Here is a 23571-nt window from a genome sequence, read left to right as displayed (position 1 = left end):
ACCGTCAGGTGAACGCCCAGACGGCCGCGATGAAAAGGAGCGACCCGAAGACGAACGACACGTCCCGAGTGCGAACCATCATGCCCTCGGTCCGGAGGGCGCGGCTCCGCTCGTCGCCGAGCGAGCGGGAGAACCCCTTCGTCTCCATCGCCTCGACGGTGACCCGCGCGCGCTTGGCGACGTTGAAGATGAGGGGGTAAAACGCCTTCACGGAGAGTTTGAGCAGATAGTAGAAGTAGCGCCACTTCAGGAACCCGGTTTTCTCGGGTACCTCGCTGCGCAGGCGGAAGGAGTTGACCAGCGCGTGGTACTCCTCGACCAGTAGCGGCATCATCCGGTAGCCGTAGGCGATGGCGAAGGTGAGCTGTCTGGGGACGCCCAGCCGGAGCATCCCCTTCGAGAGCTTCTGCGGGCTCATCGCCGAGAAGACGGCGAGACTGATCACCGAGATGATGGTGAGCTTCAGGAAGAACGGGACGACGGCCCCGACGGCGTCGATCCCGACCGACTGGCTGGTCGTCGCCGTCCGGATCCCGCGGCCGGTCGCGGTCGCGACGATCGACCAGACCTCGCCAAACACCGCTGGGTCGAGCGTCGCGATGGCCTCGGTGACGCGTCCGGTGTTGTCACCGAGGTACCCGGCGGCCTGGATCGCCCCACCCATCGCCGGCACCATCACGACGAAGAAGCCGATGTTGGTGATCTGGCCGAACAGCAGCAGTGCGAGCAGGTACTTACTGACTTGCGAGAGCGCCGCGAGGACGAACGCCGCCCCGAGCAGGATCGCGAGCGGGAGCGGGTCGTAGAACAGCCACGGAACGATCATAAACAGGACGCTCCACACCAGGACCACGCGGGGGTCGAACGTGTTCAACAGCGCACGGTCGTTGTCGTAGGCCGTCCGCATCAGGTCGACCTTGATGTCGGCGATCGAGATGTCGGTGACCGCGTCGACGTACTTCATCGCCGGTCGCCTCCCCCGGTCGCCTCGCCGTCGGTGCGGCGTCCGCCCCCCCTGCCGTCGGCACGGGCTTCGGTCGGCGCGTCGCCGGAGAGGCGACCGACCAGTTCGTCGGCGGTCAGCGCCGCCGGAGCGACGCCGAGCCGGTCGCTCAGTTCGACGACCTGTGGGCGACGCAGGCCGGTCCGGGCCAGTAGGTCGGGGTCGTCGAAGACGACGCCGGGCGGGGCGTCGGCGAGCACCTCGCCCTCACCCATGACGACCACGCGGTCGGCCCAGCCGGCGACCAGTTGCAGGTCGTGGGAGGCGATGACGACCGTCTCGACGCGGCTCTCGGCCTTCCGGAGCATCCCGGTCACCTCGCGGCGGCTCTGTAGATCGAGGCTCCCGGTCGGCTCGTCCAGCAGGACGACCGTCGGGTCGGTCGCCAGGCCGATCCCCAGCGAGGCGCGACGCTGCTGGCCGAGGCTCAACAGGCGGCCGTCGCGGTCCGCGAACTCCTCGAGATCGAGGTAGTCGACGATCTCGTCGACGCGCTCGTCGACGTCCGGGTCGCCGCGGTTTTTCAGGTAGTAGCCGATGTCCTTCCGGACGGTATCCTCGACGAACATCTCCTCGGGGTTCTGGTGGATGTAGACGGTGTCGTCGGCCAGCGTCTCGGGGAGCGTCTCGCTCGTGTCCTGGCCGAGCACCGTCACCGTTCCCTCGTCGGGGGATTCGAGGCCGGTGACCAGCCGCAACAGCGTCGACTTGCCGGCGCCGTTGGCACCGACCAGCGCCACCCGGTCGCCCGCGTAGAGGTCGAGGTCGACGCCGTCGAGAACGCGGTTGTACCCCTCGCGGAGCGTCGGGTAGCCGTGGCCGACGCCGTCGAGCGTGACCAGCGGGGCGTCGCTGCCGTCGCCCGGTGACGACCCCCGGTCGGAGCCGCCGTCCGCCGCCCGCGGTTGCTCACCGCGGCCGGGCGACGGGAACGCCTCGGCCGCTTCGCCGACGGTGACGGGGTAGCGTCCGTCGGACAGCCGGCCCGCCCCCGTGGGCAGGTCGGCGGCGATCCCCGTGACCTGTGGCGGGTGGATATCGTGGGCCGCCAGGTCGTCGAGCCTGTTGAGGCCGATCTCGACCGGTTCCTTCCAGGCGACGCCGCCGTCCGACACGAGGACCATCTCCTCGCAGTAGTCGGCGATGAACTCCGAGTGGTGCTCGATGACGATCACCGTCTTGTCGTGGTCTTCGTGGAGCCGCCGGAGCTGTTCGTACGTCTCGCGGGCGTTCTGGGGGTCAAGCTGCGCGGCGGGCTCGTCGACGAAGACGAACTCGGGGTCCATCGCGAGCACGCCCGCGAGTGCGACGAGGTGTTGCTGGCCGCCCGACAGTTCCCAGACGAACCGGTCGTCGAGGTGGTCGAGCCCGACGAGCTCGAGCGCGCGGGTCGCCCGCTCGGCGTAGTCGTCGAGGCCGTAGTTGAGGGGCGCGAACTCCACGTCGTCGCGGACGGTCTCTTGGACGAGCTGGTTCTCGAAGTCCTGGAAGACGTACCCCACCGTCCGGGAGAGGTCCGCCACGTCCGACTCGCGGGTGTCCGTACCCGCGACGGACACGCGCCCGTCGAACCGACCTTCGAAGAAGTGGGGGATGAGTCCGTTGAACGTCTTGCACAGCGTGGTCTTGCCGCTGCCGTTGCCGCCGACGACGGCCGTGAACTCGCCCGGCTCGATCCGCAGGTTCGCGTCGCGTAACACCGGCTCGTCGCCCCCGGGATACTGGAACGTCAGACCCTCCACGACGATGTCTGATGAACTCATAGAACGGGACCGCCCGGGTTACACTCCGCCCTCGACCTTGCGCTGTCGGTAGGCGACGAGGCCGAACGCGATCAGGGCCGCGGCGGCGATCGGCACGAACAGGAACGTCTGGCCGTAGGTCTCGACGAACTCCGGCGTAAACGTGATGAGGCCGCCGCTGGTCTCGCTAAGCGTCTCGACGGCGAACGCCACAGGCAGCAGCCCGACCCACGCGACGAGCCGCTTCAGCGACGAGCGCGTGAACATCGGCCCGTCGCGGCCCCCGGCGGAGCGCATCCCCAGCAGCGGCTCGATCTTCCCGCGCAGGCGCGGGTAGAGGAACAGCGTCGGGACCGCACCGAAGACGATACCGGCGACGACGATCTGGATGAGTGCGCCCATCCCCTCGGTCGCCCACACCGTCTCGGGGAGCCAGGAGATGGCCTCCAGTTCCTCGACGCCGACGTAGAACTTCCCGACGTCGATGAACCACGCGGCGGTCTCCTCCATGGCCTTCGCGAGGAAGCCGACCGCGGCGATCTGCTTCACGTCCGACGGATCGGTGACGAGCGACATCGCGAAGAACCAGGACGTGGTGATGACGACGAGTCCCTCGACCGCGCCCAGCGCGCTGAAGTCACCGATGAGGATCTCACCGAAGACGATCCCGCCGACCGGGATCGCGAGACACGCCCAGAACGACCGGAACAGGAGGACGACCGACATCGCGACGAACCAGAACGGTCCGATCGAGACGCCGAGCCCGCCAACCGAGAACTCCGGCAGCAGCTCCGTGATCATGCTCTGCAGACCGTGCAGCGACATGACGAGGATGAACACCATCATGTCCCTGTGGTCGAAACTGAACACTCCGCCCGAATCCGTCGATGTAGTCGTCGCCATACGGGCAGCGATCCTCCGACTCGTCCCTTAACGGCTGGTATGAGGGCTCTATCGCCGAACCGAACGGTCGGTACCGGACGGCAACCTCCGGAGACGATCCCCTCGGTATTGCCCACCATATCCCCGTCTGGACTCGACCGGCTGTCGACGCGTCGCCGACGGCGGCCCCGTAATCTAGATTTACGATCGGTCAGTTATCGCACCATATCCTGGCAGATTCGACTACGCATCCAGTCCGACTGGTCCGGACCGCCCAGCCGGCGCGGCAAGAATAGACCACAGCGAAAGCTATTTACGAAAATCCTTAAGCCGACAGCCCCCCTTGGCTCGGGTATGTTCCCGAGGAGGGAGTTCTCGTGAGTACCTTACAACGCGACCCGGGGGACCGGGTCCAAATCTTGGACGAGGACGGCCAGGTACGGGAGGGCGCGACCGTCCCGGACCTGTCCGAGGAGACCCTCGTCGAGATGTATCGGGAGATGACACTCGCTCGCCACTTCGACCGGCGGGCGGTGAGCCTCCAGCGCCAGGGACGGATGGGGACCTACCCGCCGCTCAGCGGCCAGGAGGCCGCCCAGATCGGGAGCGTCCACGCGTTGGCCGCCGACGACTGGCTGTTCCCCAGCTACCGCGAGCACGCGGCGATGCTCCATCGGGGCCTCTCGCTGGAACAGACGCTGCTGTACTGGATGGGTCACGAGGAGGGCAACGTCCGCGAGGACGTGAACGTCTTCTCGGTGGCGGTCCCCATCGCCACGCAGATCCCCCACGCCACGGGCGCGGCGTGGGCGTCGAAGCTGCAGGGTGAACAGAAGGCCTTCCTCTGTTACTTCGGCGACGGTGCCACGTCCGAGGGGGACTTCCACGAGGGGCTCAACTTCGCGGGCGTGTTCGACGCCCCCGCCGTCTTCTTCTGTAACAACAACCAGTGGGCCATCTCCGTCCCCCGCGAACGCCAGACCGCGAGCGCCACCCTGGCACAGAAGGCCGACGCCTACGGCTTCGAAGGCGTCCAGGTCGACGGGATGGATCCCCTCGCCGTCTATCAGGTGACCAAGGCCGCCGTCGAGAAGGCCAAACATCCCAACCCCGACGAGCTGCGACCCACCCTGATCGAGGCGGTCCAGTACCGCTACGGCGCTCACACGACCGCCGACGACCCCTCCGTGTATCGCGACGACGAGGAGGTCGAGCGGTGGCGAGCCAAAGACCCCATCCCGCGGATGGAGACCTTCCTGCGCGACCGGGGTATCCTCGACGACGAGCGGGTCGACGCTATCGAGCGCGAGGTCGAGGACGCCGTGGCCGACGCCATCACGGCGGCGGAGTCGGTCAAGCGGCCCGACCCGGCGGAGCTGTTCGCGCACGTCTACGAGGGCATGCCCGACCGGCTGGACGAACAGCTCGCGTACCTGCGGCGGCTGCGCGACCGACACGGCGACGAGGCGCTACTGGAGTAACCAATGAGCGAGACCACCGAATCAGACGCGACGACCGGATCCGACGACGAGGTATCGAGCGGCGACTCCCAGAGCCTGACGCTGGTCCAGGCGGTCCGCGACGGCCTGGCGACCGAGATGGGCCGCGACGAGCGCGTCCTCGTGATGGGCGAGGACGTCGGCCGGAACGGCGGCGTCTTCCGCGCCACCGAGGGCCTGCTCGAGGAGTTCGGCGACGACCGCGTGATCGACACCCCCCTCGCCGAATCGGGGATCGTCGGCACCGCGATCGGTATGGCCGCCTACGGCCTGCGCCCGGTGCCCGAGATCCAGTTCATGGGCTTCATCTACCCCGCGTTCGACCAGATCGTCTCACACGCGGCGCGCTTGCGGACGCGCTCGCGCGGCGAGTTCACCTGCCCGCTCGTCGTCCGGGCCCCCTACGGCGGCGGCATCCGCGCTCCCGAGCACCACTCCGAATCGAAGGAGGCCTTCTTCGTCCACGAGCCCGGCCTGAAGGTCGTCGTTCCGAGCACGCCCGCCGACGCGAAGGGACTGCTCGCCGCGTCGATACGGGACCCCGACCCGGTGATCTTCCTCGAACCGAAGCTCATCTACCGGGCGTTCCGCGAGGACGTCCCCGAGGGCGAGCACACCGTCCCGCTCGGCGAGGCGGCGGTCAGGAAGGAAGGCACCGACGTCTCCGTGTTCACCTGGGGCGCGATGACCCGGCCGACGATGGAGGCCGCAGAGAACCTGGCGGACGAGATCGACGTCGAAGTGGTGGACCTGCGGACGCTCTCGCCGATGGACGAGGAGACGATCGTCGAGTCGTTCAAGAAGACCGGTCGCGCGGCCGTCGTTCACGAGGCGCCCAGAACCGGGGGCCTGGCCGGCGAGATCACCGCGACCATCCAGGAGGAGGCGCTGTTGTATCAGGAAGCCCCTATCGAGCGGATCACGGGCTTCGACGTGCCCTACCCGCTGTACGCCCTGGAAGACTACTACCTGCCCGAACCGGAGCGCATCGAAGACGGCATACGAGACGCGTTCGAGTTCTGAGCCATGGTCCGCGAGTTCACGCTCCCCGACGTGGGAGAGGGTGTCGCCGAGGGCGAACTGCTGGAGTGGCACGTCGAAGTGGGCGACACCGTCTCCGAGGATCAGGTCGTCGCCGAGGTCGAGACCGACAAGGCCGTCGTCGACGTGCCATCACCGGTGAACGGCACCGTCCGCGAGTTGCTCGCCGACCCCGGCGACGTGGTCCCCGTCGGCGACGTGATCGTCACCTTCGACGTGGAGGGGGAGACGTCGCCAGACGCCTCCGACAGTCGAGCGGCGGAGCCGCGAGATGGGGCGGCGTCCGTCGAGAGCGGCCAGGACGCCGCCGAGAGCGACGCGACGGCCGCCGAGGAGGGCTCGACCGCCGACTCGGCGACGGGCAACGGCGAGGCCGGGCGCGTCTTTGCCGCGCCGAGCGCCCGTCGGCTCGCCCGCGAACTCGGCGTGGACGTCGCCGCCGTCGACGGCTCGGGCCCCGGCGGTCGCGTCACCGAATCGGACGTACGCGCCGCCGCCGAGGGCGACGGGAGCGACGCGGACGACGGCGACGACGAGAAACAGCTCAAATCCGTCGTCTCACGGATCGACGACGACGCAGGCGACGGTAAATCGAGCGTCGGCGACGGCCTGAAGTCGGCCGTCTCCCGCGTCGACGACGACGGCAGCGACACGGACGGCGCCAGCGGCGGAGCCGGCAGGACGGTCGAGGCCGCGGGCCGCGAGCGGACGCTGGCCGCGCCGGCCACCCGGCAGGTCGCCGACGACCTGGGCGTCGATATCGACGACGTGCCGACCGACGAGGTCCGGGACGGCCAGGCGTTCGTCGACGAGGCGGCCGTCCGCGAGTACGCCGCGGCCCAGCAGCGAGCGCAGGAAGCGGACGCCGAGGCACTCGCCGACGCCGCGGACGCCAGCGGAGCCGAGTCCGCCGCGGCCGCGACCGGTGCGGACGACGCCGGCGCGCCGGTCGAGACCGCCGAGGGCGACCGCCGCGAGCCCTACTCGGGGATGCGCCGGACCATCGGCGAGGCGATGGAGCGCTCGAAGTTCACCGCGCCCCACGTCACCCACCACGAGAAAGTCGACGCCACCGCGCTGGTCGAGACCCGCGAGAAGCTCAAGGCCCGCGCCGACGAACGCGGCGTGAAGCTCACCTACGTCCCCTTCGTGATGAAAGCCGTCGCGGCCGCGCTCGACGAGCACCCGGTGCTCAACACGCAACTCGACGAGGACGACGAGGCGATCGTCTTCAGGTCCGACCGGAACCTCGGCGTCGCCGCGGCCACGGACGCCGGCCTGATGGTTCCGGTCGTCGACGACGTGGACGAGAAGGGCCTCCTCCAGCTGGCCTCGGAGACGAACGAACTCGTCGCGAAGGCCCGCGAGCGGTCGATCGCCCGCGAGGAGATGCAGGGGGGCACGTTCACGATCACGAACTTCGGCGCCATCGGCGGCGAGTACGCGACGCCGATCGTCAACTACCCCGAGACCGCGATCCTGGGGCTCGGTTCGATCGAGGAGCGGGCGGTGGCCGAGGACGGCGAGGTCGTCGCGCGGGACACGCTACCCCTGTCGCTGTCGGTCGACCACCGGGTGATCGACGGCGCCGACGCCGCGCGGTTCGTCGAGACGCTGGCCGAGTACATCGAAGACCCGACGCTGCTGTTGCTGGAGTAGCTCAGAGGTCGTCGAGCAGCGACACGGTGTAGCGGTGGCCGAGGGTGACCGCGACGGCGCCGACGACGGCAGCCGTCGTGAACGTCCGGACGGAGACGCCCAGGTCGCTCTGCCGGAAGGGTCCGGTACTGGCCGTCTCGACGTACGACGCGAGCATCGGTTCGCCGCCGAGCCCGAGGGTGAGCAGGCCGACGGTCGCGAGCGTCGCCAGCCCGCCGGTGCCGAACCCGACGTAGGTGGCGAACGTCTCGGTCGTGAACAGCCGCTCGGCCGCGCGCTCGGTCAACGGTTCGTTGCGCGCCCGGTAGACGACGACGCCGACCAAAAGCGCCGCCGTCCCGAGCTCGAGGGCGAGCGCGAACAGCCCGACGACGAGGACGATCGGCGACGCCGCCGCCGGGTCGACCGTCGGGAGGTACGACGCCGCACTCGCCGGGTAGAGCAGATACAGCGGCAGTGCCAGCGCCAGCGCGCCCACCAGCAGCGACTGGACCAGCAACTTCCGCGGCACCGGCTGTGTGAAGTGTGAGAACCGCTCGACCCGAACGCGATCGTACGCCGAGTCACTCAGCACCCGCCGGAGGACGGGGTCTTCGGGCAGGTCGTCCGATTCGTCCGTGGAGTTGCCGGTCATGTGCGAACCCGTTTGCTCCCGGTCGACGGTACCGATACAAGACCGTTTCGTTGTGCGAGCCGGCGGCAAAATTCGCGACCGAACGCCGTGCTACCGCCCGTCTGGGCGGCGCGAATTTCGTCCGCTGTCGCGGTCGACACCCGATCGCGACCCGGTTACCTTCGCGTGCTTGCACCTGCAAGCACACCCCGTCGAGGGCGTGAGCGCCGGGTCGGCGCGCGCGCCGCGACGGACGCCGCCGTCAACCCGCCTCTTTTTACCCGGGCACTCCACCCTCCGACAATGGTCGTCGGAGACGTGACTACCGGAACTGACGTACTGGTCATCGGCGCGGGACCGGGCGGCTACGTCGCCGCCATCCGCGCCGGACAGCTCGGCCTCGACGTGACGCTCGTCGAGAAAGACGCGTACGGTGGCACCTGCTTGAACTACGGCTGTATCCCCTCGAAGGCGCTGATCTCCGCGACGGATATCGCTCACGACGCCGGCGACGCCGAGGAGATGGGCATCTACGCCGACCCGGCCGTCGACCTCCAGCGCATGGTCGAGTGGAAAGACGGCGTCGTCGACCAGCTCACCGGCGGCGTCGAGAAGCTCTGCAAAGCCTCGGGCGTGAACCTCGTCGACGGACGGGCCGAGTTCGCCGGCGAGGACACCGCCCGCGTCGTCCACGGCGGTGACGGCCAAGGCTCGGAGACGATCGAGTTCGACCACGCCATCGTCTCGACGGGCTCGCGCCCCATCGAAGTCCCGGGCTTCGAGTTCGACGGTGAGCATATCCTCTCCTCGCGGGACGCGCTCGCGCTCGAGGCGGTCCCCCAGAGCATGGTCGTCGTCGGCGCCGGCTACATCGGGATGGAACTCTCGACCGTCTACCAGAAACTCGGCTGCGACGTGACCGTCGTGGAGATGCTCGACGACGCGTTGCCGGGCTACGAGGACGACGTGGCCCGCGTGGTCCGCGACCGCGCCGAGGATCTGGGCGTCGACTTCCACTTCGGACAGGCGGCCGACTCCTGGGAGGAATCGGGCGACGGCATCACCGTCCGCACCGAGAACGAGGACGGCGACATCGCGGAGTTCGGCGCCGAGAAGTGCCTCGTCGCCGTCGGTCGCCAACCGGTCACCGACACGCTCGACCTCGACGCCGTCGGCCTCGAACCGAACGAGGACGGCGTCCTCGAAACCGACCACGAGGCCCGGACCGACGTGGAGCACGTCTTCGCCGTCGGCGACGTGGCCGGCGAGCCGATGCTCGCCCACACGGCCAGCGCCGAGGGCGAAGTCGCCGCCGAGGTCATCGCCGGCGAACCCGCCGCCCTGGACCACCAGGCCATCCCCGCCGCGGTGTTCACCGACCCCGAGATCGGCACCGTCGGGATGACCGAGAGCGAGGCCGAGGAGGCCGGCTTCGACCCCGTCGTCGGCCAGTTCCCGCTCCGGGCCAACGGCCGCGCGCTCACGCTCGACGAGAGCGACGGGTTCGTCCGCGTCGTCGGCGACGACGACAGCGGCTTCCTCCTCGGCGCCCAGGTCGTCGCGCCCGAGGCCTCCGAGCTGATCGCCGAACTCGCCCTCGCCGTCGAGATGGGCGCGCAGCTCGAAGACGTGGCCGCCACCATCCACACCCACCCCACCCTCTCCGAGGCCGTCGGCGAGGCCTGCGCAAACGCGCTCGAGAAGGCCGTCCACACGCTGAATCGGTGATATCCGGTCGGTCCGTCCGTCTCGTCGACGTGCCCTCCGTCGCGGCGCGCGCCGTCGAACCGTGCGAGGCGCCCGGTGTCTCGATGCGAACGGCTCCGTCCGTCGTACCCGCGCCGCGTCTCAACAGCTCCCGCCGTAGCCCCGTCGGCGCAGATACGCGAGCAGCGTCAGCTGTCCGTACAGCAGGACCACCGCGATCGGGAACAGCGCCAGCGTCGAGTAGAAGTCGCTCAGCGGGAGCCACTCGGCGAGTTCCGTCCCGGCGACGACCGTGACCGCGCCGACGTACAGCAGCGGCGACGCGGCCATCGACTTCGCCTCGGCGTACAGGCTCGCGAGCCCGCCCGAGGCGGACTCGATATCGTTCGTTGCCATGTCGATCCCTTCGGCTGGCGCCCACTTGGGCGCTCGGCGAACGGATCTTCTATTCGAACGCTGTCATTCCTCGCGGACCGACACCCGGCCCGACCCGTCGACGGTGACGGCGAGTCGGTCGCCGTCGAGCGTGACGTCGACGGCGACGCGGAGCGGGTCGCGTTCGGCGACGGAGACGGTGTCGTCGTCGGCGACGAAGGCGGGTTCCCAGACGCGGAGCGCGTCGAGCGACCGGTCGTGACGCCGGTAGAAGTCGGCGACGGCGGAGTCGACGAGCAGGCAGAAGCCGACGGGGCCGACGAGGCGGCCGCCGCAGGTCTCACAGCGGACCCGCAGGCCAGGCAGGGGGCCGACCGGTTCGGTACCGTCGGGTCCGGGGTCGTCGTCCTCGGTGACGATCCGGGGCTCGACCGGTGCCGAACACTTCGGGCAGACGCCGGCGAGGGCGCGCTCGATGGCCTGGCGGGCGTACAGTTCGGCCAGCGAGACGACCTCCGGGAGCGTCGCGTCGGCGGCCGCGGCCGGCGGGAGGCTCCAGGCGAACAGCAGGTGGTCGTTCGCGCAGGTGACGCCGCAGCGACCGTCGCGGTAGACCGCGACCGCGTCGGCGCCGCACTCGGAACAGTCGCTGTCGATCGATTCCGGACCGAGCGACCCACCGTGAGTGTAGGTGCCCGCGAGGATGGCCGCCACCGTCTCGATACCGGTGACGGTCAGGCGGTAGCCGCCCTCGTCTTTCCGGACGAAGTTGTCCCGGAGCTCGTTGAGGTGGTAGCGAAACCGGCCGGAGTCGCGGACGCCGACGCGCTTTCGCAGGTCGGCGAACCCCACCGGTTCGACCGTCCGCTCGCGGTGGGCGGTCGCGAGTTCGCGGAGGATATCCACCCGCAGCGGGTCCGACAGCGCCGCGAACGCCTCGGAGGGGTCGACCCGCTGCTCGGCGACCGCCTCCGGCTCGCCCGCATCGGTGGTCCCGTCCGATACGTCGCCCGCGGCGGTCCCGTCGCCCCCGGCGGTCCTGTCGGTGTCCGCGGTCTCGTCCGACTCCTCGGTGTCGCCGTCCTGGGGCGCCGTCACGGTCCCACCCTCCCCGTCGCGACCCGATGCATACGCCACCGTTCCGCGTCGACAAGCACAAATCCATCGGCCGCCGCCGGTCGCTGTCGGACCGACGATCGCTGCCGGGGGAACTCCGTCGGGCGAGTTCCGTCGAGGAGACGGGTCGACTCGTCGGCGACCGCTACAGTCCGGTCGTCCAGTCGGCGAGGTCGACGACCAGTTCGCGGGCGACGTTGTCGGCGAAGGTGTACTCCGTCTGCAGCGACGGCTCGGCGCCGGGCTGGAACAGGTGCGACAGGTCGGGGTACCGCTCGAAGCGGGCCGCACTGGAGTCGTCCAGTCCGTCCCGCCAGCCCGTCATCGCCGGGTCGATCGGGACCTGGAAGTCCCGCCCGCCGTGGGCGAACAGGAGGGCGGCGTCGATCCGGTTCGCGGTCGCGACCTGGTCGTACTCGGAGAAGGTCTTCCACCAGACCCCCGGCAGTGGCCCGATGGGACGGCCGTCGGCGACGGACCCGTTCTCGACGGCAGTCATCAGCTGTTTCACCGCGGCGAGCTGCTGTTGCTCGCGGGCGGAGAGCCCGCCCTGCACCTCGAAGATGTGTCGCACTTGCGGGGGATACACCTCGGTGAACGGGCGGGCGTTGCCGGCGAGGACGGCCGCGCCGGCGACCCGTCCGTCGCGCTCGGCGATCCGGGGCGCGCAGGCCGCGCCGACGCTGTGGCCCGCGACGGCGGTCCGCTCTGGGTCGACCTCGGGTTGCTCGCGGAGGACGCCCAGTGCGTGGACGGCGTCGTCGACGACGATGTCGTCGATGGCCCACTCGTCGCGGGGCACGTCACAGGCGTAGGTGCGCTTGGCGTAGCGCAGCACCGCGACGCCGCGGGTGGCGAGTCCCTGGGCGACGTCGCGGAACGGTTTGTTCGGGCCGATCGTCTCGTCGCGGTCGTGGGCGCCGCTGCCGTGGACGAGGACGACGCCCGGGACCGTACTGGAGTCCGTCGCGGTCGCCGTCCCGGAACCGCCGCCCGCGCCGGCGGGGACCGTCAGCGTCGCCGGGAGCGTACAGCCCTCGGGTTCGAGGGCCAGCGTCCGCTCGGTGAACGCCGCGTCCTCGACGTAGTCGGGCGAGCGGTACTCGGCGGGGAACCACAGACCACCGACGCGGCCCTCGGCGTCGACGCCGAGTTCGACCCGTGCCGACCCTTCCGCGCAGTCGACGGGGACGACGAACACCGTCGAGCCGTCACGGGTCGTCGTTTCGACGGACCCCGTCGACTCGACGGCGCCGTGCTGGGCCAGCAGGCCGAGCCAGAGCCGTTCGAGGGTCGACTGCGGGAGAGTCGACGCGAGCTCGCCGGTCCCCATGGCGTGGGCGGCGTCGAACTCGCCGGCCCGGAGGTGGGCGACGAATTCGCGAGCGACGGACCGACTGGCCGGCGTCGGCGCGGCCGTCGCGGTCTGCGTGGGGGTCGGCGTGACTGTCGCCGTCGGGGGGTCGGTCGGCGGCGCGGTCGTCGCCGCGGTCGTCGCGCTCTGGGCGGACGTATCGCTCTCGGCTGGAGCGGGCGAGCCGTCGGTGCCGTCGCCGCTCTGGTTGCATCCGGCGAGACCGCCGGCGACGGTGAGGCCGGCGACCGCGCGGAGGAGTCGTCTGCGCGAGGCGTCCGGGGAGGGATCAGGGTCGGGCTGCATCGTCACTCGACTCGATGGCCGGGAGCCACTTCAGCCTGTGGCGAACGCGATTTCTATCTGCGAATCGAGGGTTCGTGCGCGCTCTCCGGGGATCACGGCGCCGCCGGTCAGGCCGCGTCGACGACGCACCGGAAGCCGATGTTGCCCGTCGAGCTGTCGGAGTCGTTCTTCGACCGGGCGGCCAGCCGATAGCGGTTGCACCACGACTCGTGACAGAGATGGGAGCCGCCGCGCATCACCCGCTCGTCGCCCTCGGCGGGCCCGGTCGGGTTCTCCGGGTCGTAGGCCGCAGTCGTGTGATACTCGGCGTCGAACCAGTCGCGACACCACTCCCAGACGTTGCCACAGACGTTGTAGAGGCCCGACCCGTTGGGGTCGAAGGCGTCGACCGGCGCGGTCGCGCGGTAGCCGTCGGCGGCCGTGTTGCGCTCGGGGAACTCCCCCTGCCAGACGTTACAGCGGTGCTCGCCGTCGGGCTCCAGCTCGTCGCCCCAGGGGAACCGCGTCCCGTCGCGACCGCCGCGGGCGGCCCGCTCCCACTCGGCTTCCGTCGGCAGGCGCTTGCCCGCCCAGTCGGCGTAGGCCGCCGCGTCGCGGTAGGAGACGTGCGTGACCGGGTGGGCCAACAGGTCGTCGGCGACGACGCTCGAACCCGGGCCCCGGGGGTGGAACCAGTCGGCGCTCGCGACGGCGACCCACCACTCCGCGCCGGGGACGCGGTCGCGGACGTGTTCGCGGTCGGCTTCGGCGACGAAGTTCTCGAAGACGAACGACCAGCCAAAGTGCTCGGCGTCGGTCGTGTGACCCGTCTCGCGGACGAATTCGAGGAAATCGGCGTTCGTGACGGCGTAGCGGTCGACGTAGTAGGCGTCGGTCCGTACCTCGCGGGCCGGCCCCTCGCCGTCCTCGGGGAAGCCCACCTCCGAGTCGGTGCCCATCCGGAAGGTCCCGGCGTCGACGCGGACCGTCCGGTCGGTGCGCGGGTCGTCGTCGGTAGCCGGCTCTGTGCGCCACTCGTCGTCGGTCGCCTCGGGAGTCGCGGGGTCGGCGTCCGGTTCGGGAGTGTCGTCGGCTCCGCGGTCGGGGCTACAGCACGCGCGGTCGTCGCTCACGCTCGGGATTCGAGCGGCGTCGACGAAACGGTTTGGGTGCGACGCGAGAGCGACGGTGGGGATCGAACCGGGAGCGGCGACAGCGCGAGTCGACCGACGACCGCGACGGCAGACGGCACCGAGACGGCGACCGCGGGCAGCGTTTCCGTGCCGTCGCGGAGGATGCTGGAGAGCGAAGCCCGTGTTCTGCGAGCGGGTTCGTCCACACCCAGGCGTGGATTTAATTGCGCAGGGGGCATGGTGGCGGATATGGACATCCGGGACGCAGTGGAGGCGGACGCGGAGCGGCTGGCGGAACTCACGGGGTCGCCCCAGGACGTGATGCGCAACCTCGTCCACGACCGGACCGTCCGCGTCGCGGCCGACGAGGAGACCATCGAAGGGTTCGTCAGCTACGACGCGCGCGAGAAGACAGTCCACGTCACGCAACTCGAAGGCACCGACGGCGTGCGCGACCGCCTGCTCGGAGAGCCGGTCCGCTTCGCCGACTCGGAGGGGATGGCCGTCGAACTGCTCGTCCCGGAGGACGAAGACGCCACGCGTGACACCGCCGAGGACGCCGGCTTCGAGCGGACCGGATCCGGCCCGACCTTCGAGGGCCAGCCGACCGTCCGCTACCGTCTCGACCCGAGCTAGCGCCTCGACCCGAGCGGCGTCTCGACCGGACTAACCGCGGACTACCGGGGTACGGTCGCCGTACGCGCCCGCTATCCGACGTATACTTTTCACTTCTTCTCGCGTGGCTCCGAGCCATGACGCTGGCCGCGCTCGACCGGCTCGACGACGCCTATCGGGCCACCGGTGCCTTCCTCCGCCCCGTCGACCGGAGTCGGTGGCTCCGGCTGGCGCTGATCGGCCTGTTCGTCGGCTTGCCGACCGCGGCCGGCAGCGGCGTCCAGTGGAGCACGCCCGCGAGCGACCCGGCGCCGACGCCCGGCGGCCCGGTCGACGTGTCGCCCGTGGTCTGGATCGCGGTGGCGGCCGCGGTCGTCGTCGCCGTCGCGCTCGCGCTCGCGTTCACCCTCGTCGGGTCGGTCATGGAGTTCGTCCTCTACGAGTCGCTCCGGCGAGAGTCCGTCAGGGTCCGCGCCTACTGGCGCCGGCACTTCGGTCGGGGCGTGCGGCTGTTCGGCTTCCGCCTGGCCGTCGGGCTCGCGGTCCTGCTCACCGTCGCCCTCCTCGTCGGAGCGGTGGTACTGTCGCTGGCGGCCGCGGGCGACGCAGCGACGCTCGTTCTCGTCGTCGTCGCGGTCCCGGTCGCGCTCGTGGTCGCGCTGGTCGCTGGCGTCGTCGGGAGCTTCACGACCGCGTTCGTCGTCCCGGTGATGCTGGCCGAGGACCGAGGAGTGCTCGCGGGGTGGCGGCGCTTCTGGCCGACGCTCACCCGCGAGTGGCGGGAGTTCCTCGTCTACGCCATCCTCGCGTTCGTCCTCGGGACCGTCGGCGCCGCGGCGGTCGGCGTCGTCGTCGCGCTGCTGGCCGCCGTCCTGTTGCTCCCGACCGCGGTGCTTGCGGCGCCGGCGTTCGCGCTCTTCCTCCTCGCGGAGCCGCTCGGGATCGCCGCGTTCGTCGTCGTCGGCCTCGTCTACGTCCTCGCGGTCGTCGCCGTCGCCGCCGTCGTCCAGGTGCCCGTCTTCGTCTACCTGCGGTACTACGCCCTGCTGGTGCTCGGGGACGCGAACGAGGCGTTCGACCTGATCCCCGAGCAGCGAGCGGCGGCCAGCGACTAACTCAGGCGCTCGCTTGGCCGGCGTCGCCGCCTTCTTTCGTCCAGCGTTTCTCCACGTCGCGATCGGCGAGACTCGCCGCGATGGCGTCTAGCCCGAGGATGTTCAACAGGACGAGTGCGGCGCCGAACCACAGGAAGACGCCGACGATGGTCACCCGCAGCCGGGCGATCAGGTCCTGTTCGCTGGGATAGATACCGCGGAAGAACCGCCGGACGACCGAGAGGACGACTCTGATGGCGACGTACGCGAGCGAGACGAAGACGACGGCCATCGCGAGTCGCGGGACCGCCTCCGTGAGCGCGGCCCCGAGTTCGTTCACCGTCTCGGTCGCGAGGCCGACGACGAACTCGACTGCCGTCTGCATAGCGTCCCCAGTGGACCGGCGATCCAAGAGTTACGGGGCGGTTCGACCGGAAACGGTGGGGTCGAGGTGGCTGGGCGGTGTGGTGGCGGAGCGGGGGCTGGGCGATTGCGGAGCGGTATGGCGGGGCGGTGGCAGGGCGGTGCGTCTGCTGGGCAGTGGCAGTGTGGGGCGGTCGCGATGTGGTGCGGTCGAACGTCCGGCGCGGAGCGCCGGTTCACCGGACGCGAGCGACCAACGGGAGCGAGTCGTCCGGCTTTTTCACCCATGTTTTTGCCGCCCGGGTTCCCCGCAGCGCGCCGGAGGCGCGCGAGGAAACCCGGGCGGGAAAAAGATGGAAACTAGATGGTCCTAGAGAAACTCCCGCACTTCGGAGTACCACATGTCGTGATGGTCGAGCGCGTCGACGGCGCGGGCGATGCGGACGGCGATGGCGTGCCAGCACAGCTCCTCGGGGTCGTCGTCGTCGAGGTTGTACTCGGCGTCCTTGCAGTCACAGGAGTCGTCTTCGACGACGTACTCTTCGTCGAAGCCGACGACGACGGTGAAATCGCGGTACTCCTTGACGCGTCGCTCGGCGACCGCGTCGATAGCGCGGGCGCCGCGCTCGCCGTGGAGGTCGAGGAGCCGGTCGACGGCCTCGGGGCTGAGTTCGCCCCGGTCGGCGAGCGCGGCCTCCCAGCGGTCGACCGCGTTCACGATACCGACGGTTGGAGATACCCGAACTAAACAGGTTCGGTGCGGCCGGGAGCGCGCCGTCTCGGGCCCGAACGCGGGCGTCGTGCGCCCGTCAGCTGCACGTCCGACGCGCGGCAGTCGCCGGACGGACACCCGGACGCTTAAACCCGAAGCCGCGATAAGAACCGGTCGATGAGCACGACCGGGCCGGTTCCCGACCTGGCGGAGCGAGCGACCGCCTGCGCCGACAGACTGCTGGAGAGCGGCGAGGTGCTGCTGGCGTCGCACATCGACGCCGACGGGCTGACGAGCGCGGCCGTGGCGTCGACGGCGCTGGAACGGGCTGGCTTCGACTTCGAGACGGTGTTCAAGAAACAGCTCGACGAGACCGAGATCGCGACGATCGCCGCTCACGAGTACGACACCGTCCTGTTCACCGACTTCGGGAGCGGACAGCTCGACGTCATCGCGGCCCACGAACGAGCGGGCGATTTCCAGCCCGTCATCGCCGACCACCACCAGCCCGCGGACGCGGAGACGGCGTTCCACCTCAACCCGCTACTGGAGGGGCTCGACGGGGCCTCGGAGCTGTCCGGGGCGGGCGCGGCGTACGTTCTCGCGCGTGCGCTCGCGGAACGCGGCGACCAGTCGGCGGACAACTGCGATCTGGCGGCGCTGGCGGTCGTCGGCGCGGTCGGCGACATGCAGGCGGTGGGCGGCGAACTCGTCGGCGCCAACCGAGGGATCGTCGAGGAGGGCGTCGAGGCGGGTGTCCTCGCGGAGGGGACGGACCTGTCGCTGTACGGCAAGCAGACACGGCCGCTGCCGAAGCTGTTCGAGTACGCAACGGAGGTGCAGATCCCGGGCGTCTCGGGCGACGAAGCCGGGTCGGTCCGCTTTCTGGAGGGGCTGGACGTGGACCTCAAGGAGGCCGGCGAGTGGCGGACGTGGGTCGATCTGACCGACGACGAGCGCCAGACGGTCGCGAGCGCGCTGGTGAAACACGCCGTCCAGCGGGGCGTGCCGGCGAAGAAGATCAACACGCTGGTCGGGACGACCTACGAACTGGTCGACGAGCCCCGCGGGACGGAGCTGCGCGACGCCAGCGAGTTCTCGACGCTGTTGAACGCCACTGCGCGGTACGAACGCGCCGACGTGGGCCTGGGCGTCTGCCTGGGCAACCGCGACGGCGCCCTCGACCGCGCCCAGACGCTCCTGTCGAACCATCGGCGGAATCTCTCCGAGGGCCTGGAGTACGTCCGCCGGGAGGGCGTCACCCACGAGGACCACCTCCAGTGGTTCGACGCGGGCGACGCGATCCGCGAGACCATCGTCGGCATCGTCGCCGGGATGGCGCTGGGGACCGACGGCGTCTCGGCGAGCAAGCCGATCGTCGCGCTCGCCCGGAAGAACGACGAGGAGACGAAGGTCTCAGCCCGGGGGACCGGAACGCTCGTTCGCGAGGGACTGGACCTGTCGGCGGTGATGGGCGAGGCCTCCCGGTCGGTCGGCGGCGACGGCGGCGGTCACGACATCGCCGCCGGCGCGACCGTCCCCGCCGGGAGGGAGCAAGCGTTCGTCGACGCCGCCGACGACATCGTCGCCGACCAGACCGGCTGATTCGCGGAGACCCGTTTTCGCCGTCGATCCGACCACGACGGAGCGGCCGCTTCGGCGCCGATACGGCAGTTCCGTATCGCGGAATACGGTTTACCGACACGGGTCGGCCGGTACTCGGCGGGGAGCGAAAAAGCGGGTAGAGGGGCGTCGTCGAGGCCTGAAATGGACGACTTCGGCCGTCAACTGTCCACCGGCGTCGCGGTGTCGAGCGAGCCGGCGGCGGGGTCGGTTCGGGAGACCCGGATGCGCCAGCCGTCGTCGACGGGCGTTGCGGCTGTGGCGACGCGGGGACGGCCGGCGGTGCGTCGGACCGTCTCGGTCGAGAGCGGGAGCGTCGGCAGGCGCTCCCCGCACGAGCGGAGTTCGTAGCCCCGGACGGTCACCGCTCGGGGCCGGTCCCAGTGGCCGTCGGCGAGGGCGAACCCGTCGATCAGTCCGACCGACCGGAGGTGTGCGAGGGCTGCGCGGACGGGACGCGCGCTCCCCTCGGTGGCGGGGAGGTGCGCGCTGGCGCGCTGGAGTGTCTCGGCGCGGGCCTGCTCGGGCAGGCGCGACTGCAGTTCGGTCGCCATCGTCGTGAGCAACTGGAGACAGAGGCGGTCACGGTCGGACGTCCGCTCGGCGGCGGCGAGGTACTCGTCCATCACCGCGCGCTCGACGCCGGCGTGGTCGCTTGCCGACAGCGCTTCGAACACCGCGCCGGCCAGGTCGTGACAGTAGGCCACCAGCGCGCGCTGGGACGGGGACTCGCCCGCCGCGGTCGGCGGGAACGACCACCCCCGGTCGCCCGCCGGGCCCGTGTCGGCTTCGCAGACCACGAAGTCGTACCACGGCGCGCGCGGGTCGTACCGCCGGAGCGTCGCCCGGTAGGCGTGGGCCACCCGTACCGCCTGGACCGCCGTCTCGCGGTCGGGAAACCGCCGACCGTCGACGGGCACCGGTCGCTCGCCCGTCCGCCCGCACTGCACGTGGTACTCCCCCGACGCGTCGGCGAGCTCCTCCAGCTCCGCCCTGATGTCCGTCAGCGTTCGTCCGATCATTTTAGGTATACCTAAAACGCGGTGATACATAACGGCGGGTGGTTTCCGGTGGTCGACCGGGCGGGTCGTGAGGTCTATGGGGGCGGGTGCCGAGTGTCCGGTCGATGGCCCTCGCGGAGCGCGACGCGTTCGACGTAGCGCTCGTCGTCGTCGCCCTGGTGCTCGTCGTCGGACCGCCGATCAGCGCCTCGAACCCGGCCGCGGCCGTCGGTCGAGCGGTGAGTGCGGTCGCGTCGCTCGGCCCGGTCGCCTATCTCGTCGGGTTCGGTATCTGTGGGTTCCTGTTCATGACCTACGTCGTACTGTACCTGCCGACCACGCAGTGACGCTCGTCTCGACGTACGGATCTCCCGCCGTGACGGCTCTATTCGCCTCACGTACGCCGATCGATGGTCGGGACCCGACCGCTCGATAAATCTTATTTCGATATATCGAATAGCGGTCGTCGCGGGCGAGGTCGACGACGGGTAGCAGATATATATGTGAGAAGCGGTACGTGGGACACGTATGGCTACGAAACCAGCACAACCACTGACGGACGACGGCAAGCTACTGTTCGGAGCGGGGTTCGTCTTCGGGGTGATGGTGACGCTGGTGTTGCTGGCCGTCGTGGTCGCGGTCGCCGCGTCGAACGGGGGGTCGATTCCGACGACGGTCCTGGCGACGGTGGTCGGTGGAGTCGTCTTCGCGGGTATCGTCGGGAGTGGCCTGTTCCTGCTCGCGTTCCCGGAGAACCGCACGCGGATTCCGGTGGAGGACATCGACTTCGGGATCGGCGACGAGGAGTGACCGCCGCCGTGACGAACGGAACCGCTCCGGGTGACAGACGGTCGAGACGGACGACTTTTGTCGGCGGTGGCCCTGTCTCGGACCAATGGCCGAGTTCGACCCCGAGAAGTTCGAGGACAAGTACGCCAACTACTTCACCGAACTCCAGCGCGCGTACAAGGGCGCTTTCGAGACGATGAACGACCGGTACGACTCGGAGCTGATCCACGCTATCGACCAGCGGATCCTCGCCGAGAGCGAACCGTTCTACGAAGGGGACGGGCAGTTTCGGATCGACCTCCCCGAGAACCCGCACGAACGGCTGTCGGGTGTCGTCGTCGCCGACGACGAGAAGGTCGAGACGATCTTAGAGCGCTACGTCGAGGAGATCGAAGCCGAGATCCGGTCGGTGTTCGGGCTCGACGACGGCGACGCGTAACGTCCGGCCGGAGAGCGCGGCGTTCCCGGGGGTGTGCGACCGCGTCTCGCGAGACACTTATCTCTCCGCGCTCCGAAGCTGGCGTGATGTTCGTCGGCCACGCCTGCCTCGCGTTCGCCGTCGCCGCCCTCGGCGCCGACCGCCTCGGGTGGTCACGAGGGCGCTCACTGCAGGTGGCCGCCCTCGCCGCGCTGTTCGCCGCGCTTCCGGACGTCGACGTCGTGTACGGTCTGGTCGGACTGCTCGGGTCCGGTACGGGAGCGGGGCTCGTCCCGGTCGAGTCGTTCTGGGACGCCGGCAACCGCGTCCACCGCGGGGTCACCCACGCCCTGCCCGTCGCTGCGGTCGTCACCGTCGCGGTCTGGCTGGTCGGGCGGCCCGAGACGGCCCGACGCGCGGCTGGTGTCGCGACGCTCGCGGCGCTCGTCCCGGTCGTGGCCGCCGTCAGCGGCGGACTGGCCGGTGCGGTGACGGCGGTGTTCGTCTGCTGCGTCGGCGGACTCGTCGTCCTCGCCCGTCGTCGGGGTGCGTCGCCGCGAACCCTGGCGAGCGCGGCGTTCGTGGGTCTGTTCACCCACCCCTTCGGTGACCTGCTGACGGGCGAGCCGCCCGCCTTGCTGTACCCCTTCGACCCGACGTTGGTCGCCGAGCGGGTCGTCCTCTCGGCGGACCCGACGCTGCACCTGCTCGGCGCGTTCGGGGTCGAACTCGCGACGGTCTGGCTGGCGCTGGCCGCCTACTTTCAGGTCAGCGGCAAGCGGCCGACCGCTCACGTCGACCGTCGGGCGGTGCTGGGGGTCGCCTACGCGGGGGCCGCGCTCGCGCTCCCCGCGCCGACGCTGGAGGTGTCGTATCACTTCGTCTTCAGCGTGCTCGCCGTCGGGTTCGTCGGCGTCGCGCCGCCGTCGCTCGACCGGTTCCGGACCTGGCGAGCCGCCGTGACCGCCCTCGCCGCCATCAGCCTCGCGGCCGTCGCCTACGCGGCGGTGTATCTGGTCGTCGGATGAGCCCCTGGTCCGCCGGCGAACGCGAGGTGGCGATTCTGGAAAATTTAAAACGTCTCCCGAGTCAACGGTCGCGTATGAGCGACAACGAGGGCCGAACCGACTTGCGGATGCCGGACGACGACGAGGTGTTCGCCGTCGTCACGGAGATGCTCGGCGCCAACCGGGTGGAGGTGCGCTGCATGGACGGGACCAACCGAACGGCGCGGATCCCGGGCAAGATGCAAAAGCGCATCTGGATCCGCGAGGACGACGTGGTGCTCGTCGAGCCGTGGGACTGGCAGGACGAGAAGGCCGACATCACGTGGCGCTACGAGAAACAGCAAGCCGATCAACTGCGCGAGGAGGGGCACATCCAGGAGTAACATGGAGGACCACACCACCGCCGGGCGCGCACCACCTACTTTCTCCTCGCGCGCCGGGTGGCGCCGCTGACCATGCCGGAGTACCGCCTGCTCGACACCGACGAGGCCGACGCCCCCGGTGACGAGTTCGAAGAGATCGACGTCGAGGACACCGAAGCCGACACGATCGCCCGCCAACGGGATCGGGAGTTCAGCGAGTTCCGCAAACGCATCAAGGACACCGAGCAGTTCAAAGTCGAAGACTCGGTGTTCGACGACGCCACCTACGCCGCCCTCTACAAGCTCGTCCAGGACGACTACATCGTCGCCTTCGGCGGCCCCATCTCCACCGGCAAGGAGGCCAACGTCTACACCGCGCTGGGCGACGAAGACACCGAAGTCGCCGTCAAGGTCTACCGCATCAACGCATCCGATTTCACCGATATGCGCGGCTACCTCGACGGCGACCCGCGCTTCCGTGGGATCGGCTCGGACAAGAAGAAGGTCGTCCTCGCGTGGGTCCGCAAGGAGTTCGCCAACCTCAAGCGCGCCCGGAAAGCGGGTGTCCTCGTCCCCGAGCCCATCGCCGTCGAGCGCAACGTTCTCGTCATGGAGTACCTGGGCACCGAGGCGGGCCGTGGCAAACGCCTCTCGGAGGTCGACCTGGAGAACCCCGAGACCGCCTACGAGGTCGTTCGCGAGTACATGCGTCGACTCCACGACGCCGGCCTCGTCCACGGCGACCTCTCGGAGTACAACCTGATCGTCCACGGCGACCACATCTACGTCATCGATCTCGGCCAGGCCGTGACGGTCCACCACCCCAACGCCGAGGAGTTCCTCGACCGGGACTGCGAGAACGTCGCCGCCTTCTTCGGCCGCCAGGGCCACGACGTGACCGCCGACGAGCTGAAAGCCTCCGTCGTCGACGAGGGCGACGAGGAGTGAGGTGACCGACGGGCCCCGTCGAAGCACGTTCGGGCCTCGTCACCGCGCCGCGATCGGTCGATTTCCGTATATTTCGAACGGGTCTTCCCGAACGGATCGAGAATTTTCGCCGTGAACGGGCAGTGAGCCCCGTAATTTTTGTACGAGAACACTGTATCGGCGAGCGACAATGTTGTGGGCCGGGAGACACGGGCGCGAGACGGGCGAGGGACGACGGCTGGTCGGCGTCG

At 69.9% G+C, this 23571-nt stretch carries 24 protein-coding genes; 13 read left to right on the top strand and 11 right to left on the bottom strand.

Annotated elements, in window-relative coordinates; all coding sequences use genetic code 11:
* Positions 1 to 4: 4 nt before the first annotated feature.
* The 3 genes from I7X12_RS08915 to I7X12_RS08905 are packed head-to-tail and all read right to left on the bottom strand — an operon-like array spanning position 5 to position 3648.
* On the bottom strand, positions 5 to 964 hold the full coding sequence (locus I7X12_RS08915; RefSeq protein WP_198063469.1) for an energy-coupling factor transporter transmembrane component T family protein: 960 nt from the start codon (positions 962 to 964) through the stop codon (positions 5 to 7).
* Positions 961 to 2766 carry an ABC transporter ATP-binding protein gene (locus I7X12_RS08910; protein WP_198063468.1) on the bottom strand — a complete coding sequence of 602 codons (1806 nt, stop codon included), beginning with the start codon at positions 2764 to 2766 and terminating at the stop codon, positions 961 to 963. The genes I7X12_RS08915 and I7X12_RS08910 overlap by 4 nt, the downstream gene beginning before the upstream one ends.
* Positions 2767 to 2784: 18 nt before the next feature.
* Complete coding sequence (locus tag I7X12_RS08905; RefSeq protein WP_232343129.1) at positions 2785 to 3648, bottom strand: hypothetical protein; 864 nt, start codon at positions 3646 to 3648, stop codon at positions 2785 to 2787.
* 356 nt (positions 3649 to 4004) lie between these two features.
* On the opposite strand from I7X12_RS08905, the gene pdhA reads away from it, so the two are divergent.
* Genes pdhA through I7X12_RS08890 form a run of 3 tightly spaced genes read left to right on the top strand, consistent with a single transcriptional unit; the run spans position 4005 to position 7826 of the window.
* Complete coding sequence (gene pdhA / locus I7X12_RS08900) at positions 4005 to 5108, top strand: pyruvate dehydrogenase (acetyl-transferring) E1 component subunit alpha (protein WP_198063467.1); 1104 nt, start codon at positions 4005 to 4007, stop codon at positions 5106 to 5108.
* Positions 5109 to 5111: 3 nt separating this feature from the next.
* Complete coding sequence (locus I7X12_RS08895; protein WP_198063466.1) at positions 5112 to 6149, top strand: alpha-ketoacid dehydrogenase subunit beta; 1038 nt, start codon at positions 5112 to 5114, stop codon at positions 6147 to 6149.
* A gap of 3 nt (positions 6150 to 6152) precedes the next feature.
* Positions 6153 to 7826, top strand: coding sequence for a dihydrolipoamide acetyltransferase family protein (locus tag I7X12_RS08890; RefSeq protein WP_198063465.1), 1674 nt, complete (start codon positions 6153 to 6155; stop codon positions 7824 to 7826).
* Between the two features lies 1 nt (position 7827).
* Here I7X12_RS08890 and I7X12_RS08885 read toward each other — a convergent pair whose 3' ends face one another.
* Positions 7828 to 8460: a hypothetical protein gene (locus I7X12_RS08885; RefSeq protein WP_198063464.1), complete on the bottom strand. Its 633-nt coding sequence runs from the start codon at positions 8458 to 8460 to the stop codon at positions 7828 to 7830.
* A 282-nt stretch (positions 8461 to 8742) separates the two neighbouring features.
* On the opposite strand from I7X12_RS08885, the gene lpdA reads away from it, so the two are divergent.
* A complete protein-coding gene (gene lpdA, locus I7X12_RS08880; protein WP_198063463.1) occupies positions 8743 to 10167 on the top strand; it encodes a dihydrolipoyl dehydrogenase in 1425 nt (474 codons plus the stop codon).
* 120 nt (positions 10168 to 10287) lie between these two features.
* On the opposite strand, the gene I7X12_RS08875 is transcribed toward lpdA, so the two are convergent.
* The 4 genes from I7X12_RS08875 to I7X12_RS08860 form a co-directional block, all read right to left on the bottom strand.
* A complete protein-coding gene (locus tag I7X12_RS08875) occupies positions 10288 to 10542 on the bottom strand; it encodes a hypothetical protein (RefSeq protein ID WP_198063462.1) in 255 nt (84 codons plus the stop codon).
* 63 nt (positions 10543 to 10605) lie between these two features.
* The gene (locus tag I7X12_RS08870; protein WP_232343128.1) at positions 10606 to 11658 is read right to left on the bottom strand and encodes a winged helix-turn-helix domain-containing protein; all 1053 of its coding nucleotides are present in this window, start codon (positions 11656 to 11658) and stop codon (positions 10606 to 10608) included.
* A 124-nt stretch (positions 11659 to 11782) separates the two neighbouring features.
* Positions 11783 to 13297 carry an alpha/beta hydrolase gene (locus I7X12_RS08865; protein ID WP_198063461.1) on the bottom strand — a complete coding sequence of 505 codons (1515 nt, stop codon included), beginning with the start codon at positions 13295 to 13297 and terminating at the stop codon, positions 11783 to 11785.
* A gap of 107 nt (positions 13298 to 13404) precedes the next feature.
* A complete protein-coding gene (locus tag I7X12_RS08860; protein ID WP_198063460.1) occupies positions 13405 to 14409 on the bottom strand; it encodes a formylglycine-generating enzyme family protein in 1005 nt (334 codons plus the stop codon).
* Positions 14410 to 14658: 249 nt separating this feature from the next.
* On the opposite strand from I7X12_RS08860, the gene I7X12_RS08855 reads away from it, so the two are divergent.
* A complete protein-coding gene (locus I7X12_RS08855) occupies positions 14659 to 15045 on the top strand; it encodes a hypothetical protein (protein ID WP_198063459.1) in 387 nt (128 codons plus the stop codon).
* A 116-nt stretch (positions 15046 to 15161) separates the two neighbouring features.
* Positions 15162 to 16139 carry a DUF7544 domain-containing protein gene (locus I7X12_RS08850; protein ID WP_198063458.1) on the top strand — a complete coding sequence of 326 codons (978 nt, stop codon included), beginning with the start codon at positions 15162 to 15164 and terminating at the stop codon, positions 16137 to 16139.
* Position 16140: 1 nt separating this feature from the next.
* On the opposite strand, the gene I7X12_RS08845 is transcribed toward I7X12_RS08850, so the two are convergent.
* Both I7X12_RS08845 and I7X12_RS08840 read right to left on the bottom strand, forming a co-directional pair.
* On the bottom strand, positions 16141 to 16503 hold the full coding sequence (locus tag I7X12_RS08845) for a hypothetical protein (RefSeq protein WP_198063457.1): 363 nt from the start codon (positions 16501 to 16503) through the stop codon (positions 16141 to 16143).
* Between the two features lie 348 nt (positions 16504 to 16851).
* The gene (locus I7X12_RS08840) at positions 16852 to 17199 is read right to left on the bottom strand and encodes a hypothetical protein (protein WP_198063456.1); all 348 of its coding nucleotides are present in this window, start codon (positions 17197 to 17199) and stop codon (positions 16852 to 16854) included.
* Between the two features lie 171 nt (positions 17200 to 17370).
* On the opposite strand from I7X12_RS08840, the gene I7X12_RS08835 reads away from it, so the two are divergent.
* Positions 17371 to 18798: a single-stranded-DNA-specific exonuclease RecJ gene (locus I7X12_RS08835; protein WP_198063455.1), complete on the top strand. Its 1428-nt coding sequence runs from the start codon at positions 17371 to 17373 to the stop codon at positions 18796 to 18798.
* 179 nt (positions 18799 to 18977) lie between these two features.
* Here I7X12_RS08835 and I7X12_RS08830 read toward each other — a convergent pair whose 3' ends face one another.
* Positions 18978 to 19838 carry a DUF7551 domain-containing protein gene (locus I7X12_RS08830; RefSeq protein ID WP_198063454.1) on the bottom strand — a complete coding sequence of 287 codons (861 nt, stop codon included), beginning with the start codon at positions 19836 to 19838 and terminating at the stop codon, positions 18978 to 18980.
* A gap of 104 nt (positions 19839 to 19942) precedes the next feature.
* On the opposite strand from I7X12_RS08830, the gene I7X12_RS08825 reads away from it, so the two are divergent.
* The 6 genes from I7X12_RS08825 (at position 19943) to rio1 (ending at position 23341) form a co-directional block, all read left to right on the top strand.
* On the top strand, positions 19943 to 20164 hold the full coding sequence (locus tag I7X12_RS08825; RefSeq protein ID WP_198063453.1) for a hypothetical protein: 222 nt from the start codon (positions 19943 to 19945) through the stop codon (positions 20162 to 20164).
* 181 nt (positions 20165 to 20345) lie between these two features.
* The gene (locus I7X12_RS08820; RefSeq protein ID WP_198063452.1) at positions 20346 to 20627 is read left to right on the top strand and encodes a hypothetical protein; all 282 of its coding nucleotides are present in this window, start codon (positions 20346 to 20348) and stop codon (positions 20625 to 20627) included.
* An 85-nt stretch (positions 20628 to 20712) separates the two neighbouring features.
* A complete protein-coding gene (locus I7X12_RS08815) occupies positions 20713 to 21045 on the top strand; it encodes a DUF5783 family protein (protein ID WP_198063451.1) in 333 nt (110 codons plus the stop codon).
* Positions 21046 to 21131: 86 nt separating this feature from the next.
* Positions 21132 to 22052 carry a metal-dependent hydrolase gene (locus I7X12_RS08810; RefSeq protein WP_198063450.1) on the top strand — a complete coding sequence of 307 codons (921 nt, stop codon included), beginning with the start codon at positions 21132 to 21134 and terminating at the stop codon, positions 22050 to 22052.
* Between the two features lie 74 nt (positions 22053 to 22126).
* The gene (gene eif1A, locus I7X12_RS08805) at positions 22127 to 22414 is read left to right on the top strand and encodes a translation initiation factor eIF-1A (protein WP_135364749.1); all 288 of its coding nucleotides are present in this window, start codon (positions 22127 to 22129) and stop codon (positions 22412 to 22414) included.
* A gap of 72 nt (positions 22415 to 22486) precedes the next feature.
* Positions 22487 to 23341, top strand: coding sequence for a serine/threonine-protein kinase Rio1 (gene rio1 / locus I7X12_RS08800; protein ID WP_198063449.1), 855 nt, complete (start codon positions 22487 to 22489; stop codon positions 23339 to 23341).
* Positions 23342 to 23571 lie beyond the last annotated feature (230 nt).

The organism is Halosimplex litoreum (assembly GCF_016065055.1).
GTDB classification, from domain to species: domain Archaea; phylum Halobacteriota; class Halobacteria; order Halobacteriales; family Haloarculaceae; genus Halosimplex; species Halosimplex litoreum.
The sequence above is the reverse complement of the archived record's forward strand: the minus strand, read 5'-3'. Positions and strand labels throughout refer to the sequence as shown.

What these genes read in the sequence shown, in the direction of transcription:
- I7X12_RS08810 (WP_198063450.1), top strand. Translation starts at nt 21,132, where the DNA reads ATGTTCGTCGGCCACGCCTGCCTCGCGTTCGCCGTCGCCGCCCTCGGC.
- I7X12_RS08865 (WP_198063461.1), bottom strand. Translation starts at nt 13,297, where the DNA reads ATGCAGCCCGACCCTGATCCCTCCCCGGACGCCTCGCGCAGACGACTC.
- I7X12_RS08910 (WP_198063468.1), bottom strand. Translation starts at nt 2,766, where the DNA reads ATGAGTTCATCAGACATCGTCGTGGAGGGTCTGACGTTCCAGTATCCC.
- I7X12_RS08820 (WP_198063452.1), top strand. Translation starts at nt 20,346, where the DNA reads ATGGCTACGAAACCAGCACAACCACTGACGGACGACGGCAAGCTACTG.
- I7X12_RS08875 (WP_198063462.1), bottom strand. Translation starts at nt 10,542, where the DNA reads ATGGCAACGAACGATATCGAGTCCGCCTCGGGCGGGCTCGCGAGCCTG.
- I7X12_RS08850 (WP_198063458.1), top strand. Translation starts at nt 15,162, where the DNA reads ATGACGCTGGCCGCGCTCGACCGGCTCGACGACGCCTATCGGGCCACC.
- I7X12_RS08825 (WP_198063453.1), top strand. Translation starts at nt 19,943, where the DNA reads ATGGCCCTCGCGGAGCGCGACGCGTTCGACGTAGCGCTCGTCGTCGTC.
- I7X12_RS08830 (WP_198063454.1), bottom strand. Translation starts at nt 19,838, where the DNA reads ATGATCGGACGAACGCTGACGGACATCAGGGCGGAGCTGGAGGAGCTC.
- I7X12_RS08835 (WP_198063455.1), top strand. Translation starts at nt 17,371, where the DNA reads ATGAGCACGACCGGGCCGGTTCCCGACCTGGCGGAGCGAGCGACCGCC.
- I7X12_RS08895 (WP_198063466.1), top strand. Translation starts at nt 5,112, where the DNA reads ATGAGCGAGACCACCGAATCAGACGCGACGACCGGATCCGACGACGAG.
- eif1A (WP_135364749.1), top strand. Translation starts at nt 22,127, where the DNA reads ATGAGCGACAACGAGGGCCGAACCGACTTGCGGATGCCGGACGACGAC.
- lpdA (WP_198063463.1), top strand. Translation starts at nt 8,743, where the DNA reads ATGGTCGTCGGAGACGTGACTACCGGAACTGACGTACTGGTCATCGGC.
- I7X12_RS08905 (WP_232343129.1), bottom strand. Translation starts at nt 3,648, where the DNA reads ATGGCGACGACTACATCGACGGATTCGGGCGGAGTGTTCAGTTTCGAC.
- I7X12_RS08890 (WP_198063465.1), top strand. Translation starts at nt 6,153, where the DNA reads ATGGTCCGCGAGTTCACGCTCCCCGACGTGGGAGAGGGTGTCGCCGAG.
- I7X12_RS08845 (WP_198063457.1), bottom strand. Translation starts at nt 16,503, where the DNA reads ATGCAGACGGCAGTCGAGTTCGTCGTCGGCCTCGCGACCGAGACGGTG.
- I7X12_RS08915 (WP_198063469.1), bottom strand. Translation starts at nt 964, where the DNA reads ATGAAGTACGTCGACGCGGTCACCGACATCTCGATCGCCGACATCAAG.
- I7X12_RS08885 (WP_198063464.1), bottom strand. Translation starts at nt 8,460, where the DNA reads ATGACCGGCAACTCCACGGACGAATCGGACGACCTGCCCGAAGACCCC.
- I7X12_RS08855 (WP_198063459.1), top strand. Translation starts at nt 14,659, where the DNA reads ATGGACATCCGGGACGCAGTGGAGGCGGACGCGGAGCGGCTGGCGGAA.
- I7X12_RS08815 (WP_198063451.1), top strand. Translation starts at nt 20,713, where the DNA reads ATGGCCGAGTTCGACCCCGAGAAGTTCGAGGACAAGTACGCCAACTAC.
- rio1 (WP_198063449.1), top strand. Translation starts at nt 22,487, where the DNA reads ATGCCGGAGTACCGCCTGCTCGACACCGACGAGGCCGACGCCCCCGGT.